At 68.9% G+C, this 17622-nt stretch carries 18 protein-coding genes and 1 pseudogene; 11 read left to right on the forward strand and 8 right to left on the reverse strand.

The window, feature by feature from the left end; all coding sequences use genetic code 11:
• The first annotated feature begins 95 nt into the window (after positions 1-95).
• Entirely contained in the window at positions 96-512 is a 417-nt protein-coding gene (locus tag WME85_RS06345; protein ID WP_437836105.1) for a VOC family protein, read from the forward strand.
• A 62-nt stretch (positions 513-574) separates the two neighbouring features.
• Here WME85_RS06345 and WME85_RS06350 read toward each other — a convergent pair whose 3' ends face one another.
• Positions 575-1264 (reverse strand): hypothetical protein, encoded by a 690-nt coding sequence (locus WME85_RS06350; protein ID WP_437836107.1) that lies wholly within the window; start codon positions 1262-1264, stop codon positions 575-577.
• A gap of 443 nt (positions 1265-1707) precedes the next feature.
• Between WME85_RS06350 and WME85_RS06355 the strand changes: the two genes are divergently transcribed.
• Together WME85_RS06355 and WME85_RS06360 are read left to right on the forward strand one after the other, a co-directional pair.
• Entirely contained in the window at positions 1708-1833 is a 126-nt protein-coding gene (locus WME85_RS06355) for a hypothetical protein (RefSeq protein ID WP_437836109.1), read from the forward strand.
• On the forward strand, positions 1827-2387 hold the full coding sequence (locus WME85_RS06360) for a hypothetical protein (RefSeq protein ID WP_437836112.1): 561 nt from the start codon (positions 1827-1829) through the stop codon (positions 2385-2387). The genes WME85_RS06355 and WME85_RS06360 overlap by 7 nt, the downstream gene beginning before the upstream one ends.
• 167 nt (positions 2388-2554) lie before the next feature.
• Here WME85_RS06360 and WME85_RS06365 read toward each other — a convergent pair whose 3' ends face one another.
• The 3 genes from WME85_RS06365 to WME85_RS06375 all read right to left on the reverse strand — a co-directional run bounded on the left by WME85_RS06365 (position 2555) and on the right by WME85_RS06375 (position 5344).
• Positions 2555-3133, reverse strand: coding sequence for a hypothetical protein (locus WME85_RS06365; protein ID WP_437836114.1), 579 nt, complete (start codon positions 3131-3133; stop codon positions 2555-2557).
• A 503-nt stretch (positions 3134-3636) separates the two neighbouring features.
• Entirely contained in the window at positions 3637-4419 is a 783-nt protein-coding gene (locus WME85_RS06370; protein ID WP_437836116.1) for a DUF4328 domain-containing protein, read from the reverse strand.
• Positions 4420-4618: 199 nt separating this feature from the next.
• Positions 4619-5344 carry a queuosine precursor transporter gene (locus WME85_RS06375; RefSeq protein WP_437836118.1) on the reverse strand — a complete coding sequence of 242 codons (726 nt, stop codon included), beginning with the start codon at positions 5342-5344 and terminating at the stop codon, positions 4619-4621.
• Positions 5345-5840: 496 nt separating this feature from the next.
• On the opposite strand from WME85_RS06375, the pseudogene WME85_RS06380 reads away from it, so the two are divergent.
• From WME85_RS06380 to WME85_RS06395, 4 genes and pseudogenes are all read left to right on the forward strand, one after another.
• Positions 5841-6122, forward strand: a pseudogene (locus WME85_RS06380) (BrnT family toxin); the annotation flags it as partial.
• Positions 6119-6355 carry a BrnA antitoxin family protein gene (locus tag WME85_RS06385; protein WP_437836120.1) on the forward strand — a complete coding sequence of 79 codons (237 nt, stop codon included), beginning with the start codon at positions 6119-6121 and terminating at the stop codon, positions 6353-6355. The pseudogene WME85_RS06380 and the gene WME85_RS06385, both read left to right, overlap by 4 nt.
• 639 nt (positions 6356-6994) lie before the next feature.
• A complete protein-coding gene (locus WME85_RS06390; RefSeq protein WP_437836121.1) occupies positions 6995-8710 on the forward strand; it encodes a DUF1592 domain-containing protein in 1716 nt (571 codons plus the stop codon).
• 4 nt (positions 8711-8714) lie between these two features.
• On the forward strand, positions 8715-10214 hold the full coding sequence (locus WME85_RS06395) for a DUF1552 domain-containing protein (protein WP_437836123.1): 1500 nt from the start codon (positions 8715-8717) through the stop codon (positions 10212-10214).
• 4 nt (positions 10215-10218) lie between these two features.
• Here WME85_RS06395 and WME85_RS06400 read toward each other — a convergent pair whose 3' ends face one another.
• The 3 genes from WME85_RS06400 to WME85_RS06410 all read right to left on the reverse strand — a co-directional run bounded on the left by WME85_RS06400 (position 10219) and on the right by WME85_RS06410 (position 12620).
• Positions 10219-11148, reverse strand: coding sequence for a YkgJ family cysteine cluster protein (locus tag WME85_RS06400; protein WP_437836125.1), 930 nt, complete (start codon positions 11146-11148; stop codon positions 10219-10221).
• A gap of 202 nt (positions 11149-11350) precedes the next feature.
• Positions 11351-11605, reverse strand: a complete 255-nt coding sequence (locus WME85_RS06405; protein WP_437836127.1) for a YdeI/OmpD-associated family protein — start codon at positions 11603-11605, stop codon at positions 11351-11353.
• 79 nt (positions 11606-11684) lie between these two features.
• Positions 11685-12620, reverse strand: a complete 936-nt coding sequence (locus WME85_RS06410) for a MarR family transcriptional regulator (protein WP_437836129.1) — start codon at positions 12618-12620, stop codon at positions 11685-11687.
• A 22-nt stretch (positions 12621-12642) separates the two neighbouring features.
• On the opposite strand from WME85_RS06410, the gene WME85_RS06415 reads away from it, so the two are divergent.
• The 3 genes from WME85_RS06415 to WME85_RS06425 all read left to right on the forward strand — a co-directional run bounded on the left by WME85_RS06415 (position 12643) and on the right by WME85_RS06425 (position 16850).
• Positions 12643-14124 carry a DUF418 domain-containing protein gene (locus WME85_RS06415; RefSeq protein ID WP_437836131.1) on the forward strand — a complete coding sequence of 494 codons (1482 nt, stop codon included), beginning with the start codon at positions 12643-12645 and terminating at the stop codon, positions 14122-14124.
• 210 nt (positions 14125-14334) lie between these two features.
• The gene (locus WME85_RS06420) at positions 14335-14739 is read left to right on the forward strand and encodes a VanZ family protein (RefSeq protein WP_437836132.1); all 405 of its coding nucleotides are present in this window, start codon (positions 14335-14337) and stop codon (positions 14737-14739) included.
• Positions 14740-14924: 185 nt separating this feature from the next.
• Positions 14925-16850, forward strand: coding sequence for a vWA domain-containing protein (locus tag WME85_RS06425; protein WP_437836134.1), 1926 nt, complete (start codon positions 14925-14927; stop codon positions 16848-16850).
• A 62-nt stretch (positions 16851-16912) separates the two neighbouring features.
• On the opposite strand, the gene WME85_RS06430 is transcribed toward WME85_RS06425, so the two are convergent.
• On the reverse strand, positions 16913-17320 hold the full coding sequence (locus WME85_RS06430; protein WP_437836135.1) for a hypothetical protein: 408 nt from the start codon (positions 17318-17320) through the stop codon (positions 16913-16915).
• A gap of 95 nt (positions 17321-17415) precedes the next feature.
• Here WME85_RS06430 and WME85_RS06435 point away from each other — a divergent pair, with 95 nt between their 5' ends.
• Entirely contained in the window at positions 17416-17592 is a 177-nt protein-coding gene (locus WME85_RS06435) for a hypothetical protein (RefSeq protein WP_437836137.1), read from the forward strand.
• The last annotated feature ends 30 nt before the right edge of the window (positions 17593-17622 follow it).

A 17622-nucleotide genomic window follows, 5' to 3' on the forward strand; every position in this document is an offset into this window, starting at 1 on the left:
TCCGGTCCCGCCGCGTCGCTGGCGGGCCGCGGGGCTCACGCCCGCGGCTCATCGCATCGTTGGATCTGAAACGCCTGAAGGAAGGTCGAGCATCGATGAAGCCCAGGATCACAGTCATCACCATCGGCGTCGATGATCTGGAAGCGGCGCTGCGATTCTACCGCGATGGCCTGGGGTTTCCCACCGAGGGCATCATCGGTGAAGAGTTCGAATATGGGGCGGTTGTATTCATTCAATTGCAGCCTGGTCTGCGGCTCGCGCTGTGGCCCCGCAAGAGCATCAGCCACGACAGCGGGGTTGCGCCAGGTCCCGTCAGCCCCACCGAGATGACCCTGGGACACAACGTCGATTCGAAGGCAGACGTCGATGCCGTCATGACGAGGGCAGGCGCCGCAGGGGCTGTGATTGTCAAGCCCGCCCACGACACGTTCTGGGGCGGCTACTCGGGTTATTTTCAGGATCCAGATGGTCATCTATGGGAGATCGTCTGGAATCCACAATGGTCGGGGTAGGCCGCGCCGGACAAGCCGCTGCACGCGACCGGGTCGAGAAACGCGGCGCGTGAGCGGCGACGTTAGAGGCAGGCGTCCGTGGTGACCTGCACGTCGTCGACGTTCCAGCCCGACGAGTACGCGCCGCCGAAGTGGACGAAGACCCGCCAGCCGAACCGGATCTGCAGGTTCGGATTCCGGTAAGGCGTGAGGTCATACGTGACGTTCGTCCAGCTGGAATCGAGGACGCGGCTCCCGGCGCCCAGCGTTGACTGGTAGATCACCACCCAGCTGGTCCCGTCGAAGACCTCGATCTTCACATGGTTGCGGCTGAGCGTGTTCAGCCATCGCCAGAACGACAGGGTGACCGCTCCGTCGACGTCGGTGTTGAGGATCGGGCTGGTCAGATAATGGTAGGGGAACGTGGAGGCCGCGATGGGCGGGCAGCCGCCGAGGTACACACCCGCGACGCCGTTGTCGTCGGTGGGCGTGTGGTCGAACGCGGGGTCGGAGGGGGTGCTCGGGTGCTGGCAGGTCGACACCTGGGTCGGGCCGATCTCCCATCCCGTGCCGAGAGTCCAGCCCGCCGCGGCGTCCGAGAAATCCTCCTCGAGGAGGAGGGTCGTGCCACACGAATCGGCGCTCGTGCCGAGCGCGGCGAGCTCCTCGTGGATCTCCTTCTCGTCGATCCCGGGCTCCCACGCCGGTCCCGCCGCGCAACCCGACGCGCAGAGGCCGAAGCATACCGATAGCGGTCCGAGCCAGCGTTTCATGATCATTCCTCCTGCACGGTCAACGATCTGACGCAGGGCCGCACCAGGAAGCCAGCGCCGATCAAGGCTGTCGAATCCTACGCTGATGGGAACCCGAGGGACAGCCGCTCATCGCTGAGCCCGGCAGTTCCGTGGCGTCCGCTGGTGACAGACACCAGCAGGCGCGCCTCCCTACCGCCCGGCAAGAAATTTTCGGCTGGGGTAAACGGACCGGGCTCTCTCAGCGGCGGGCAGGAAACCCGAGCGCTTTCGCGCCTCTCCATCCTTCGTGACGTGCCCCCCGCTCGTGGCATCCCCGTCGCCATGGCGGCCGAGCTGGCACTCACCGGAAGTCGTGAGGGTAGGCCGATTGACCGGCGTGGTAACACGTGAGCGGCAGCGGCGGGTACGGCAGAGGTGAAACCCATGGACGGATCGTGCGAGGACCGGCACGATGCGTCGCCATGGGACGAAAGAGCGCGCACGCCGTGGCGATCCTCTCGCTCGTCGCGGCGCCCGCCCTGCCGCTCGCCGCGGGGGTGACGGTCTGTCTCGGCGTATGGGCGCGGAGGTGCAAGATCCGATGCTGAAATGGCTGCTCGTCGGGCTCGTGGTGTTCCTGGTCTACCGGTTCGCGATGAAGCGGCCGCGTCACGATCGGCTGTTCTCGCCGGACCACCTGATCGAGCTCTCGCGCGGGCTCGGCCGCGCCAAGAACACCGCGCTCGGGCGCGTCAGGGGGGGCCCGCCCGCGGACCCGTTCGCCGAGGGCAATGCGTTCGTCACGTCCGCCGACATCGCCGTGGTGTATACCGTTGCCGAGGCCGGCGAGGACGGACGCGAGCACCACGTCTCGCTCTCGTTTCGCGGCGGCGCGTTCGCTCGTGCTGCCGCGGGATTCCTTGCCGCGGCGATCTGTCGATTGCTCGGCCTCGGGGAGATGCAGCGCGTGCTCGCGGTCTCGAACAGCGGCGTCTACCACCTGATCTTCCAGGTGCCCGCCGCGGACGAGGCACGGTTCGCAGCGCGAGCCGTCCCGAAGCTCGACGATGCGTCTGCGCGGACGCTCGTCGGCGTGGCCATGGAGGATCGGGGCACGCTGCTCGCGCGCCTCGGCAAGCTCGACGTCAAGGTCCCGAGATGATGTTCTTGCTCCTCGGCCTCTCCGCCGCGCGCTGACCAGCCGCCCGTCAATCGCCGTCGGATACGGTCAGGTCAGGGTGACGAGGAGCTCTCCATCACCCGCTACGCTAGCCTGATTGCGGAATCGGAGGAGGCACGTTTCCGGTCCGGGCGTGCCTCGAGCGGCGCTCAGAAGTTCCAGCTGATCGAAGCGTCGTCCACGTAGACCTGCTCCCACGCTCCCGGGTGCGTCCCCATCGTGACGCGCACCGTGATGTTCTTGGTGCACGTGTAAGTATTGTTGACCGTGTACTTGACCCAGGCCGCAGTGCCCACGCTCGAGTACGACGTCGAACCGATATAGGTCCAGCCCGCAGTGTCGATCATGTCGACCGAGCCATGGTTGGCAAAGCCGTTGCCCCGCAGCCAGACGCTGGCCGAGCACGACGTCGGGGTCACCGTCGTCGTAAACGCCTTGTAAAATTGCATCCAATCGGACGCGCCGGCCGAGGGCGAATACATCAAATAGGCTATCGTCGAAGGCGAATGGGCCAAAGACCAGGTGGTGAAGATCCCCGCGCCTTCCGCAGGATTGCTGAATCCAAAAGACCAGCCGCCCGATTCGAGATTGTCATTGATGGTGACGGTGGCCGCGTTCGCGTCGTGCGCGCTGCCGAGCAGGCCGCCGATGAGCGCCAGTGCTCCAAGCCCCATCCGAACACCGTTCTTCGTGTTCGTAACGATCGACATGTTCTTGATCCCTTCCAATTCGAGTTTATCAGCCGCGGCGCGGATGGGAGGCCATGGATCTATCGCCCGTGTCAACCCAGCGCGGGAGCTGAAGTCCCATCATCGAACGATAAGCTTTACTTCATGAAGTATGAACTATCGTGCAGTCCCCCCCGAAGAGGCCCTGCTGCAGTGCGGGACGTGTCGAAGCCGCTCGGGTTGATCGATGCTCCAATGAGAAAAATCAGGGAATCACCTCGAGGGACTTGCTGTGCTGCGGCGGGCGCGCCATCGCCGATCTGCCGCCGAAGAACTGGAGCGCGCCGCTCCCTGGCGGCGGACCGATGGGGAGGGATGAGCGAATGCAAGCGCCTGCGGAGCGCTCGTCAGGCAGTAGCGGCTCGCCCTCGGATCGGCTCACCGCGAGAGCGAATACAGTGGAAATGAAGTTTTGCTCTTGGAGCGTAACCCTGCTCGCCGCGCCGTTGACGCTCAGGTTGGAATAAGGCCCTTTCGGGCACTCGGGATTCGCCAGGACGGGCTCAGCCCCGGATCATCCAGCTCTCGAGCTCCTCGTCGGAAGCGTGCCGCACCCGGCGATACCGCTCCGCAAAGCGGCTCTGGATGGTCCGCACCATCATCACCGCGAGCAATGCGCCGCCGACAGTGGCCAGGCAGACCGCGATGGCCCAGTAGCGGTTCGTGATCACCTCCGCGACGGTGTTGGTGCGGACGGGGGTGACCATCCTGCTGAGGAGCTGAGGGAGGAGGAAGAGCCCCCACCAGGCGCCGATGGAGGCGTGGGGCAATGCTCGCGGCGGCGGGGCCTTCTCCATCGCGACATGACGATACCCTCCGGCGCCGTCCGTCCGGGGGCGCGGGGCCGGCTCGGGCACCCCGTCCGGCGAGAGGTGGTCGTGCAGATCGCGCATCAGCTGGTACGGGCGCACGAAGTTGAGGAGCGGGATGAAGAAGCTCAACAGTGCGTCACGACTCGTCCAGCGCAGCCTCGAGGCGCTCATGGATCCGGCCAAGGGCACGGTATGCCAGAGCCAGCGCAAGAACAGCGCTCCCGTGATCACGCGCATCGCGATCTCGGCGAACCTCCAGGCCTGAAGCAGAGCGTCGCTGAGCGAGCGGGTCGCCATGGAGACCTCGCCGCTGTCGATCTGGCCAAGGAGGACAATCTGCCACGCCATGACGAGGATCCCGAAGACCTCCACCCCCGCAGTCACGAGCAGGGCGGTGTTCGCCGCCCGAGCGCGCCGGTGCGCCACGCCGAGGTCGCTGTCCCATCGCGCCCGCGCGCCGTCCCAATCCTGCATGAGCTCGATGTTACCAAAACGGCGTGATCAGCGACGATCATTTCTGCCGCCGCTCCTGCGCCGCGTCCTCCGCGAAGACGCGCTCGCCAGCTCCTGCGGTGGGCGGGCGGGTAGGGGGTCCAAACGCTTTTGCGAAGGCGAGTGCCCACTCGCCCCGACGTTCGGTTGGCATATAAGCTGCGCCTGCCGTCCGGCGCCGTTATCGTCCTGGGCGGAGGCGGGGAAGAGCGATCCTGAGATCCCAGTCGTACACGTCGATGCCCTCGGCTCCCTTCAGGAACCGGACGGCCCGGTACGTCGCAGGGGTCATCAGCGCCTCCACGAGACACTTGAACAGGTAGTTGGTCAGGACCAGGGAGACGAAGAGATCCCAGCCGAAGACGCCGACCGCGCTCGCGACGACGACGAAGGCGACCGTATCGAGGAGCTGCCCCACGAGGGTGCTCCCGATGGTCCGCATCCAGAGGGCCTTGCCCCCGGTGAGCACCTTCAGGCGCGCCAGCACGAGGGCGTTGGAGAGCCCGCCCATCAGGAATCCGGCGAGGCTCGCCGCGACGATGCCGCCGGAGCTCATGCCGCCGAGGATGGCGTTGTAGGCGGCCTGTCCCGCATAGCCTTCCCAGGAGGGGTCGCCGGGGAGCGCCTTCAGGACGAAGAACACGAGGGAGCTGGCCGCCAGGGAGACGAAGCCGGTCCAGATGACCCTCCGAGAGGTCCGGAAACCGTAGACCTCGGTGAGGATGTCGCCGAATATGTAGCTCACGGGAAAGAGCAGCGTTCCGCCGTCGAAGGCCATCGGGATTCCGAAGAGGGAGAAGCCGAGGCTGACGATCTTCGCGGAGGAGGCGACGTTGCTGACGACGAGGACGCAGACGAAGGCGGCGGTGACCAGATCCAGGTATCGAAAGGCGCGGGGAGAGTCCATGCTCGGAGGGGCCAGGCATCATGGAAACGCGTCGGCGGCAAGGTCGATCCTGCTGGTCCCCGCACCTGCCGACCGTGGCCGCGCCACCGGACACGTCGGAGGAGCTCCGCCGTCGCCAGGCGAGGGGGGCAACGTGCTCGCGCCGCCAGGCGCTTCGCCCCGCTGAGCGGGGGCCTTCGGCGGCCTGGAGCCGCTCGTCGAGGAGCGTTGCCGGTAGACTGACCGCACTTGCGAGGGCAGGTCGAGCATCTCCTCGACGTTCGGCAGCACCACGAGGTCGCAGCGCCGGTTCGCCTAGCAGGAGGAAGCATCATGCAAGCCGCGAAGATCGCCATTGTCATCCACGCGGATCGCCGCGTCGAGCTCGAGCTTCCCGCCGATCTTCCAGAAGGGCCGGCGGAGGTGAGCGTGCTCATCACCTCCCGGCAGAAGGCTGCGCCACGCTGCTTGCGGGTACACTACGACGTAGGTACAATGTCGTCGTGGCTGGCCTCCGTTTCGCGTTGGCGCACGCAAGAGCGCAGCAAACAAGCGCAAGCACGGCGTCTCGTTCGACGAGGCGCGCACCGTCTTCACCGACGACCGCGCGCTGTTGCTGGATGACCCTGATCACTCCGAAAGCGAAGACCGCTTCATCCTCCTCGGACTGAGCGCCACGGCACGCACCCTCGTTGTGTGTCACTGCTATCGCCAAGACGGCGATGTGATCAGGATCAGATCCGCCCGTCGGGCAGCGCCCTCCGAGCGTGCAACCTATACCAGCCGGTGGAAGCCATGAGAAAGAGCTACGACTTCTCCAAGGCCCGAGCAACTCCGTATGCGAAGCGACTCAAGAAGCAAGTTGCGATTCGCCTCGACGAGGAGACCATCAACTATTTCAAGTCTCTCGCAGAAGGGGTCGAGATACCTTACCAGACCCTGATCAGTCTCTATCTCCGAGACTGTGCCCAGAGTGGAAAGCGACTTCGTCTCGAGTGGAGCGACGAGACACCCGAAGAAGGCGCCGCTTGATATGCCGCCCAACCATGGCATGTAGCCGACGGACGGTTCGCGCCCGTGGCTGATGCCCGTCTCGTTGGGCCCGCGCGAACAGTCCCCCCACCAAACGCCACCCCTCTTCGTCCCCGACCGACGGACTTCGCGTCGGCCAGCAGAGGCAGGAGCGCCCGGACATGCACCCGCTGCCGCTGTTCCGCGAGGCCGTGGGGACGAGCCTGCCGCTCGTGGTCGCCGGCGGCATCTCTCCTCCGGCTAGACACGCCTCGCTGAACAACGTTGGTCCACGGATCGAGCCGTGTGCGACAGCTCGCGCAGGACAGCGCTGCGCGGGCGCAGAGGCGGCCCTCTCCTGAGTCTGAACGTCGAAATGTCCCCCGGATATTCTCGATGCTGAACGTCGAAATGTCCCCCGGATATTCTCGATGCTGAACGCCGAAATGTCCCCGGATCTTTCGAGGAGACACCAGCTCGTCGCGCTCAGAAAACGGGAGCCCTCCCCCGATAAGGCATTGCCGCTCATCATGATGAAATGAGACAATCCTCAAGCGAGGCGCAGGGTCTCGATCAGCCTTCTCGTGCTGATCGCAAAAACCGCCCTCGCTGCTTCTGTCCGGTTCCCTGTTGCCGGACATAACACCTGAGGTGAGCGCCATGTACACCTGGAGGAGCGGCATCATCGTCGCCGCAATGTTCGCGGCTGGATGCATAGGTTCCGTCGGCGACGACCCCGTCGACACGGGGCCGGGCGGGGACAATCCCAGCGGGGGCACGGGCGGCAAGCCAGGCTCGCCGGGCTCTCCGAACGGGGGCACGCAGTGCACGCCCGGCATCGCGTCAACCTCCCAGATCCGGCGCCTCACCAACGCGCAGTACGACAGGACCATCCGCGATCTCCTGGGCGTCACCGCGCTGAAGGCCTCCGGCAACGCGGCGCCGTCGACGCTGCTGGCGACGGATCAGGCAGGCAGCCTCACGGACCTCGGCTGGAGCGCCTACACGTCGGTGGCCGAGATGATCGCCGCGCAGGTGATGGCGGATCCCACGCTCAAGGGAAACTTCCTGAAATGCACCCCCACCGGCGACGGCGCCGCGTGCCTGCACGACACCATCGTCGAGTTCGGCCGGCGCGCCTTCCGCCGGCCGCTGACGCAGGCGGAGGTGGCGAGGTTCGACGCCATCGTCGCAAAGGGCCCGGACATCACCCCGACCGGAGCTCCGGAAGAGGTCGCCGAGGCCCTGCTGTACATGTTCCTGATCTCCCCCTCCTTCATCCAGCGCGCGGAGATCACGGAGGCGCCCGACACCGCCGGGCGCTTCGCCCTCTCGAGCCACGAGGTCGCGTCCCGTCTCTCCTACATGCTCTGGGGCACGATCCCGGACGAGGCCCTGAACCAGGCCGCCGACCAGGGGCAACTCTCGACCCCGGAGCAGATCCTCGAGCAGGCCCAGCGGATGCTGGAAGACCCGCGGGCCCAGCAGATGGTGGCCGGCTTCCACCGGTATTACCTGGAGCTCGGGGCGAACACGCGCTGGGACTCGGCGCAGCGGGACACGAAGCTGTTCCCCGTCTTCGACCGCTCGCTGATCCCGATCCTGGCGGAAGAGACCGAGCGGTTCTTCGAACACGTGGTCTTCACGCGCGGCGGCACGTTCCAGGAGTTCTTCCTCAGCACGACCGCCTTCGTGAACGCCGCGACGGCGCCGCTCTACGGGCTCGACCCCGCCAACTTCGGGGCCGAGCTCCAGGAGGTCACGCTCGACCCGACGCAGCGGCCGGGGTTCCTGACGCGGGTGGGCTTCCTCAACGCGTACTCGTCGTACAACCGCACCTCGCCCATCCTCCGCGGCGTCTTCATCACCAAGGACGTGCTCGGCATCGACCCGGGCACCCCGCCCCCCGGCGCCCTCGAGACACCGCTGCCGGAAGGGGCAGATCTCGATACGAACCGCAAGCGCGTGGACGCACAGACGGCCGGCGCCGCCTGCGCCGGGTGCCACCACAACTTCATCAACCCGCCAGGCTTCGTGATGGAGGCGTACGACGCCGTGGGGAGGTGGCAGACGAACGAGGCGTCCACCGGCGCGCCCATCGACACGGTCGCGGACGTGCTCATCGATGGGCAACCCGTGAAGGTCGCGAGCCCGGCCGACCTGATGGCCAAGCTCGCGGCCTCACCGGACGCGCAGCGCCAGTACGCGCAGAAGTGGGTCTCGTACGCCTACGAGCGCGACGGCCACCCGCTGGACTCGTGCACGGTGAGCGACCTGGCCGCGAAGATCACCGCCGGAGGATACACGATCCTCGATCTCGTCACGGACCTCACGCAGTCCGAGTCGTTCCGGATCCGAGCCGTAGAACTGGAGTAGGCCCATGAAGCGCAGAGTCTTTCTGAAGGGTGTTGCAGGCGCCGCGCTGGCGGCTCCGTTCCTGAGCTCGCTCCACGAGCAGGAGGTCAAGGCGCAGCCCGCGCCGGCGCCCAGGCGCTCGGTGATCTTCTACACGCACAACGGGTGCCTCACCAACCGCTGGTTCCCGAAGATCGAGAGCGGCCCCCTCACGGCCGAGCACCTCGCGGGCACCACGCTCGCGGGGCTGACCCCGTTCGTGTCGAAGCTGCTGTTCCCGCGCGGCCTGAAGATGTTCAACTCCTACGCGGAGATCCAGACGATCGACCCGCACGACCAGGCGATGGGCTCGAAGCTCACCTGCGCGCTGATCAACGACGACAAGACGCGGTACGCGACGTCCCACTCGCTCGACCACGAGATCGCGAAGCAGATCAACCCCGGCGGGGCGAGCCCGCTGGTGCTCTCGGTCGGCTCGGCCAGCACCAACATCAAGGAGGTGCTCTCCTTCTCGGCGCCGAACACGGCCTTCCCGGCCGTGGTCAACCCCAAGACGGTGTACAACCAGCTCACCGGGCTGTTCGGCGGCGGGGCGACGACCGAGGGCGATTACCGCGTCCGGCGCGGGGAGAGCGCCATCGATCTCGTGAGGGAAGACCTCCGGAGCTACCAGTCGCTCAACATGAGCAAGTCCGACCAGCGACGCGTCAGCGACTGGCTCGACCTGCTCCGCAGCACGGAGCAGAAGCTCACGCCCGCGGCGTGCAACGACGCGACAGCGGCCGCGAACGGCGTCACCGCCAGCGCGGTCGACGCCGCCAGCTCGGGCGGCGGGTTCGGCGGCGGCCTCGCAAAATCGTTCACGGCCGGCGGGGACATGATGATGAACCTCATCGCGCTGAGCATGATCTGCGACATGAACCGGTCGATCATCCTCGTGTACCCCGGCTACGTGACCTTCGGCTGGGACGGCATCCAGCACGACGCCGACCACCACGGCCTCTCGCACCGGAACGGGTCGTTCGAGGTGGGCGGGACCTGCAAGAACGGCGTGCTCGACATGATCGCCGAGATCGACGCCTGGTACGCGAGCAAGTACGTGCGGCTCGTCACCCTGCTCGACAGCATCGTGGAGGGCGAAGGCACCCTGCTCGACAACACCGCCACGATGTGGCTCCCGGAGCTGGCCGACGGCAACGCCCACAACACCAACAACCTGCCGATCGTGATCGCCGGCAGCGCGGGCGGTTACCTGAAGCAGGGCCAGGTCGTGAACCTCGAGGGCAGGAACCTCGGCACCGGCAACAGCGAGGCGGACTGCACCGGCGACGACACGAGCGTCGGCTTCGGGACGGGCTCGAACACAGGCAACGTCCCCATCAACAAGCTCTATGTGACCCTGATGAACGCCGTCGGGTGCAAGGCCGCAGGCGGCGGGCCCGTCGAGACATGGGGTCAGTTCGACAGCAGGGACGCGGAGGCCGGCATCACCAAGCCAGGCGAGTTCACCGAGCTCAAGGCCTGAGCGCTCACGGCTCCCGGCCGGGCGCGAGGCCCAGCGAAGGGCTGGGCTCGCCCAGGCCGGGATCCTTCCCCTGGTCGGCGCCGCGCGCCGAGTCGAAGGGGCGCTCCCGGCGGAGCCACGCGCCGGCGAGCGATCCCGGCCCGGTCAGGAGCAGGTGCACGGCCGCCGTCAGCTCCAGGGGGCGCATGTCGAGGCGGAACAGCTCGGAGAGGCCGAGCTGCAGGCCGGCGCTGATGGCATGGAAGGCGCGGACGGGCTCCATGAACGCGCGGCCCCCCACGCCGCGCGCCAGGAACGCCGCCCGCGCCTCGGGGTCTCGCAGCCTCGTCGCGCACTCTCCCGCGTCGAGCGAGTTCATGCCTCGACAGGAGAGCGGCCGAACCTCGTAGATCGAGCACCGACCCGACTCCAGGAAAGGGCAGGGGTGGTCCGGCGAGAACCGCTCCGCCGACGGCAGGTTTCGCGTCCGCTCGTGACGCTCGGACACCCGTTGAGCCACGCGCGCGAGCTCCGCGTCCGGTAAGGTCGTCTTCAGGTGATCGGCGATCGCGAGCGCCTCCGGCGGCGTCACCCCGACCGCCTGGTAGCAACAGTGGTCGCAGCCCGCCCTGCACGCCACCGCGCCGCCCGGCGCGCGCGCCAGGAGCCCCGCCGCGATCCGCGACATGGCTGCCATCGCGTTCCGCGCCAGCTCGACCGCGCCATCCACGCTCGGCTCGCCGCGCAGGACGGCATAGGCAGTGTTCGCCGCGGCCGTCGCGACGTCGTTCTGCCACGCCTCCCGGAACACCGGGCTCCTGAGCACCACGCGCTCGTTCCCGCTCGCGGGGTCGCGATGGACAGCGAGGTGCACGCGGCCCGCGGCGTCCTTGTGGGCGAGTCGCCGGCCCTTCTTCCCGGACGACGGGCGCGCCTTGCTGTTCCTCTGATTCATGATCGCCCGTCCCTGAAGGTGGCCACTGCCGAGCGCTCGAGGAGACAGCTGAATATCACACCGCCGAGCCGCCTACCAGACCTCCAGGACCAGGTGCAACGCGCACCGGAGCGCTCGACAGCGTTGCTTCACGTCGCTCGACGGTGCTCCGCCGCGCGAAAATAGCGCTCCCGCTGCGGTCCAGACCTCAACCGCCGCGACTCTATTTCTTTGCTGAGGCTGCGTGCTCCATGTTCATGTAAACGCCGCCGCTCTCGAGCTCGTCCAGCATCTGGAGGAGTCGACTCTCCTTCGTCTCCTGGCGCTTGGCGCGCGTGATCCAGCCGATGTAATCGTTCTGCTGGTACGCGGGGCGCTGCTTGTAAGCCTCCATCAAGCCTCGCCCCTCCAGCGCGGTCTTGACGAAGTCCGGCATCGGATACCTGGGTCGCTTCAGGCCTGAAAAGTCGTCGCTCATCGATCGCTCCTTATACTGCCGCTCGACGCGGGGGCAAGGTGCGGCCGGGCGCGGGAGCTGGCGACAGAAGCAAGGTCTTCTACCGCGGCTGGCCGAGGGCCTCGCGCTGCGCGGCGGTGAGCCGATCGAGCCTGGCGACGACGGTGTACGTGCCGGGCGCGGGGCACCGGAGCGCGACGGGATCCGCGACGTCAGGGTGTCGCTCGGCGTCGCGGAGGGCGCTCGTGACTCGGTCCGGGGGCCAGCCCAGGGCGGTTGCCAGCTGCTGCACGGTGAGCGGCGCGCCCGCGTGCACGAGCGCGGCGAGCACCGTCAGCGCGTCACCGACGGCGGCCTCGGTGGGGCCGCCGGCCATGTCGTCGCTGAGGCGCGCGAAGAACCGGCCCATGTGCTCCAGCCGGGCGCCGGCAGGGGTGACGGCACCGAAGATCCCGGCGCCCTGCCGGGCGGCGTCCGCCCACATCGCGTTCGCGCGGGCGCTCGTCATCCACGCCCGGATCCAGACGTCGTCGTCGATGACGTAGCGCTCGCCCCGCCGAGGGCCGCGCTCGCGCCGGACCAGCTCGAGCCCCTGGAGATAGCCTACGGCCTTGGACACCGACGCGGGGCTGACCCGCAAACGCTCGACCAGATCGGCGGCGGTGAGGGCGCCCGCGTCGGTGGTGAACAGGGCGGCGAGCACGCGGGCCGCCATCCGTTGCAGCCCTGTCTGGACCATCAGCGCCGCGAACTGCTCGACGAAGCCGCGCACCGCCTCGGGGTCCCGCCCGTCGGCACCGGCGGCGGCCGGTCGTTCCGGGGGCAGAGCCGGCCGCCGCCGGCGGGCACGCCCCCGGGTGGCCTCGTGGGCGCGGTCCGCCCGGTAGCCGCCGGACCCGCCGTTGCGGGCCACCTCCCGGCTGATCGTCGACGTCGGCCTGCCCAGGCGCCTCGCGATCTCCGCGTACCCGAGCCCCGCGGCCAGCCCTGACGCGATGTGCCGGCGGTCCTCGCTGGTCAGCCTGCCTCCCGGCATCCTCGCCCGCCTCCGTCCTTCGATGGTCCGGTCCAGTGTGCATTCGCGATCAGCTCATTGCAACGGCCGCATGCCTCTTCATTGCATTCGTCGACAAAGTCATTGCAATATCTGTCATGAATGCGCCGTGCAGGGCGACAGGTTCATTGATATTCGGTTGACCGTATCTGAAACGCAACGTAGCTTTCGTGAACGTTCGAACGGCCAGGGCGCGGAGCCGGCGCGATTCGCCGCTCCCGGAGGCGGCGCAGCCAGGCCCCGCGCGCGGGCGAGTTTCATGGACCTCTCCAGCGCGCGGGCGACGCTCATGGACCTTGCCATCGGCCCCCAGCCTCCTGCCGACGTGACCCATCGGTCGCTGGCGCCCGACCTGGTCCGTGGCTTCATGCTGTTGCTGATCGCCGTGGCGCACGCGCCGGCGTTCGTCGGCCGCTGGGATCTCGGGCCAGCCGCGCTCAACGCCTTCGCCGCGCTCGTCAGAGCCCTCTTCGCCGAGAACCAGGCCCGCGCCCTGTTCGTGTTCCTCTTCGGCTACGCGCTGGGGCAGCTGACCCAGCGGGAGCTCGCGCGGGGCAGCGACTGGAGCTCGATCCGCGGGCTGCTGCGCCGCCGGGGGCTCTGGCTGATCGTCATCGGCCTCGCGCACTCGGCCCTGCTCGTGCCGCTCGACATCCTCGCTGTCTACGGGCTGACACTGCTCCTGGTCGCGCCGCTGGTCCGGACCCGGGACTCGGTCCTGTGGTGGATCAGCGTCGTGACCCTCGTCCCCGCGACACTCCTGCTCTCATGGCAGAGCGTGACGGCGCTGACCGCCGCGGCCACGGGCAATCCCATCACCCTGGCGCAGGACATGGCCCCCGATTACGGTGCCCACGTCCTCGCCGGCCTGCCGTTCTGGCCGTTGAAGACGGCCGTCTCCACGATCGTGGTGGTGCCGGGCATGCTGCCGGGCCTCTGGGCCGCCAGGCGCCGCATCCTCGACGAACCGGAGCGCCATGCGCCATGGCTGCTGCGCGTGACCTCGATCTGCATGGCGGTGGCCTTCATCGGCAGGCTTCCCATGGCCCTGCTGCTGGCCGGCGCGTGGACGACGTCCTGGACCTGGACGGTCGCCGGCGCGCACGCGCTGGCCGGATACGCCGGCGGGCTCGGCATGGCCGCCGCCGCGGGGCTCGTCGCGATCAGGATCGGAAGCGACCGTGGGCGCCTCACCATGGCCCTCGCCGCGCTGGGCCAGCGGTCGCTGACGTTCTACCTGTTCCAGTCGGCGGTGTGGGTGGCGCTGTTCTACCCGTTCACCCTCGACCTGAGGGACGACATGGGCTTCGCGGCCAGCTGCGCTGTCGCCGTCGCCCTCTGGCTCGTCTCGATGCTGCTGGCCGAGGGGATGCGCCGCGCAGATCACCGCGGCCCGGCAGAGGTGCTGCTGCGATGGCTCTCGACCCGCCGCGACGGGCTCAGTCGATATGGACGTCGATCGTCATCGGCTTCCCCTCGCGGGTGACGCTCAGCCCGAGGCGGGGCACGGCCTCAATCCAGGGTGGGAATGTCCCCGTCCTGCCACCTGGCGGCGTCGAAGGTGAAGCTTTCCGTGAACAGGTCCGCCGTCTCCACGTCCTGTCCCTTGCGGTTGACTCGACCTTTGAAGTTGGTCGATCTGGGCGCCTCTGCTCGTTGAGGTAGTCTCTCGGCTCGAGGAGGCAACAGATCCCAGGTGAGCTCGATCCTTCCATGGCCGGCGTGGGCGCGCCGGGCGCCGGCGGCGCTCTACACGATCGCGCTCTTCTACGCAGGCTGCGCGGACATCGGCCTGCCGAGGGTGTCGGAGGTGCCGGTCGACAAGATCACCCACTTCGCGGCCTTCCTGGGGCTCGAGTGGCTGCTCGAGCTCGCGCTCGTCGAGACCGCAGCCGCGCCGCGGCGCCGGGCGGCGGTCGCGGCGAGCGCCGGCGTCGGCGGGCTGCTCGAGCTGGTGCAGGCCGCGCTGCCGTACCGCTCGGCGGAATGGCTGGATCTGCTGGCCGACACCCTGGGCGCGCTCGCGGGCGCGGGGCTCTTGCTCCTGCTCGCCCGCTGGCGCCCGCCGCGCGCAGCCGAGGCGCCGCAGCGGCCGCGGTGAGGGCGTAGCGGCGCCCCGCCAGCGCCGGCGCGCCCCCGCGTGGTCCAGCGCTCGCCGGCGCAGGACGGACCACAGTGCGCCGGGGTGGGCCGCCGTTCACGGCACAAGGAGGTGTCCAGCATCCGGAATAATTGACGATTCTCCCGGCATCCCTTGTGCGAGAGCGCGCGCCCGTGGAGGTGCTCATGGCACAGGTTCAGCGTACAGCGCTCGCTCTCATCATCCCCGCATCCCTGTCGATCGCCTGCTCGTCGCCGAGCGGCACGTCGCCGCCGTACGCGCCGCTCCAGCTGGGCGAGGCGCCGGCGGCCATCTGCGGCGGCGGCGCTACACGCGAGGGGGACGGCTCGGGCCGGGGCCCCGTGGAGGGCGATAATGGCTGGGGCACGGGCGCGACCGTGGGCGGCGCGGGCGTGGGCACGGGCGCGGGCGGCGGCTCCTCCGGCGAGCCGCCCGGGGACCAAGGCGGAGGCGGCCCGCCCGTGGCGGAGGGCAGCGGCGGCGCCGGGGGCAGCGGCGGTGCCGGGGGCAGCGGCGGCGCCGGGGGCAGCGGCGGCGCCGGGGGCAGCGGCGGCGCCGGGGGCAGCGGCGGCGAGGAGAGCGGGTGTGCCGAAGGCGCCGAGGGCGGCGCGGGCGGGGCCGGCGGCGGCGCAGGTGGCTGCGGTACCGGGAGCGCCAGCAGCGGCTCGGTCGGCGGCGGCGCTGGCGGCGGCGTGACGACGGACGGCGGCGCAAGGAGCTCGGGGGAGGCCGGGCCCCGGCTCGCGCCGCAGGCCAGCGCCAGCTCGTGCCCGGGGGTCGATCTCACGACGCCGCTCACGCTCTACCTCTCGTCCGACGACTCGAACTCGATGGCTTCGCCGGTCATCGTCCGTCGCCAGATCGAGCTCGGCATGGCGCAGGTCGACCCGTTCGTCGTCCGGACCCACGAGTTCCTCAACTACTACAGGTACTCGTTCGCCCCGGCCGACGAGGGAGAGCTCTCGATCGTGTCGCAGCTCGGCTCGTGCGTGCTCACGGGCGATCTGGCGCTCCAGATCGCGGTGCAGTCGAGCCGGGCGCCCGCCGCGCGCAAACCCATGACGATCACCCTCGTGCTCGACACGTCAGGCTCGATGGACGGACAGCCGATCGAGCTCGAGAGGGCGGCCGTGCGGGCCATCGCGTCCACGCTCGTCGCGGGCGACGTCGTGAACGCGGTCACGTGGAACACGGAGCAGAGCCCGGCGCTCGAGGGCCACGTCGTCTCGGGCCCCGACGACCCCGTCCTGCTCGAGCTCGCGAGCGCGATCCAGGCCGACGGCGGCACCGACCTGAACAGCGGCCTCGTCGCGGGGTACGCGCTCGCCAACGAGCACAGGACCGAGGACGGCATCAACCGCGTCGTGCTGATCAGCGATGGAGTCGCGAACGTCGGCGTGACCGAGGAGGAGCTCATCGGAGAGAACGCCAATGACGCGGACGGCGAGGGGATCTACCTCGTCGGCGTGGGTGTCGGCGACGGCGTGAACGACACGCTCATGGACGTCGTCACCGACGCCGGCCGCGGCGCGTATGTCTATCTCGACAGCGCCGACGAGGCGAACCGCGTCTTCGTCGACCGCTTCGCCGAGACCCTCCTCGTCGCCGCGCGCGACGTGCGGATCGAGCTGACCCTGCCGCCGTACTTCGGGATCCAGAAGTTCTATGGCGAGGAATATTCGCCTGACCCGACCAAGGTGCGCACTCAGCACCTCGCCCCGAACGACTCGATGATGCTGTACCAGATCCTCCGCCCGTGCGACCCGGCGCTGCCGAGCGCGAACGACCCCTACCGCGTCCGGGTCACCTGGCGCGACGCGGCGACCGGCGAGGCGAGGGAGGCCGTGCAGCAAACCACGCTCGGCGGGCTCGGGATCGACGACGGCAACCTCACGAAGGCGGCGGCGATCGTCGCCTATGCCGAGGCCCTCAAGCAGCTCGTCGATCTCGACGCCCCAGGGCGCGTGAGCGCGCTCGCGGCCGCGCGCGAGGCGGTCCTCGCCGCGAATACCGCCGGCGCGGACGCGGATCTCGTCGAGATCGCGGCGACCCTCCAGAAGATGATCGACAACCAGGCATCGAGCCCCTGAGCCCTGCCGCCGAGGCGTGCCGTCCGGGCGTGGAGCGCGGGGGCGACGACCTCTCGCCGCGCTCAGCGGCGGCGCGGCGGCGTGGCGGCGAGGTAGGCGAGCAGCTCGTGCTCGTTGTCGCTGATCAGGCGCTCGATGCCGTCCTCCCGGCCATGGCGCTGGACCTGCAGCGCCCCGGCGCTGGTCTGCACGAGGACGGCGATGCGCGCGAAGCCGCGCACCGCCGCGACCCGAAGCCGCATCGTCGCTCGCTCGAACTCTGGATCGTTTCGCGCCGGTCCTGCTCGAATGTCCAGGAACAGAGACAGCGTGCGCCGGTCGAGCAGGGCGAGCGCCGCGATGAGCTCCAGGCTCTTCTGCTCGATCTGCTCGAGGGAATCGAATGGCTCTGCGGTCCGCGTGACCCGCACAAACTTCGCCGTGTGATCGACGGTCACGACGAAATGAGCGTTGCGCAGGACCTCGAGCATGAGCGCTCAGCGATTGTAGCGTGGATCCTTTTCCGATCCGAGCGGGGGCGCGCGATTGGGCGCGCGCTGCGCGTGTCCGTGGCTGCACGTGATGGGTGTCCAGCCCCACGCTTTACCGTGCAGGCGGCCCGGGGCCCGCCGGGGCCTTCGAGCTGCCCCTCGGGTGCTTCTACAAGGTCCGTGACGGCCTGATCGTGGAGCGCTGGATCCACGTCGACCCGGGCGACCTGGCCCGGGCCCTCGGGATGGGCGCGCACGAGAAGACCCCGTGACCGTCGCTGCTCGACGGCGGTAGCAGCGCT

This window comes from Sorangium sp. So ce1153, from assembly GCF_051521595.1.
In the GTDB taxonomy this organism is placed as follows: Bacteria; Myxococcota_A; Polyangia; order Polyangiales; family Polyangiaceae; genus Sorangium.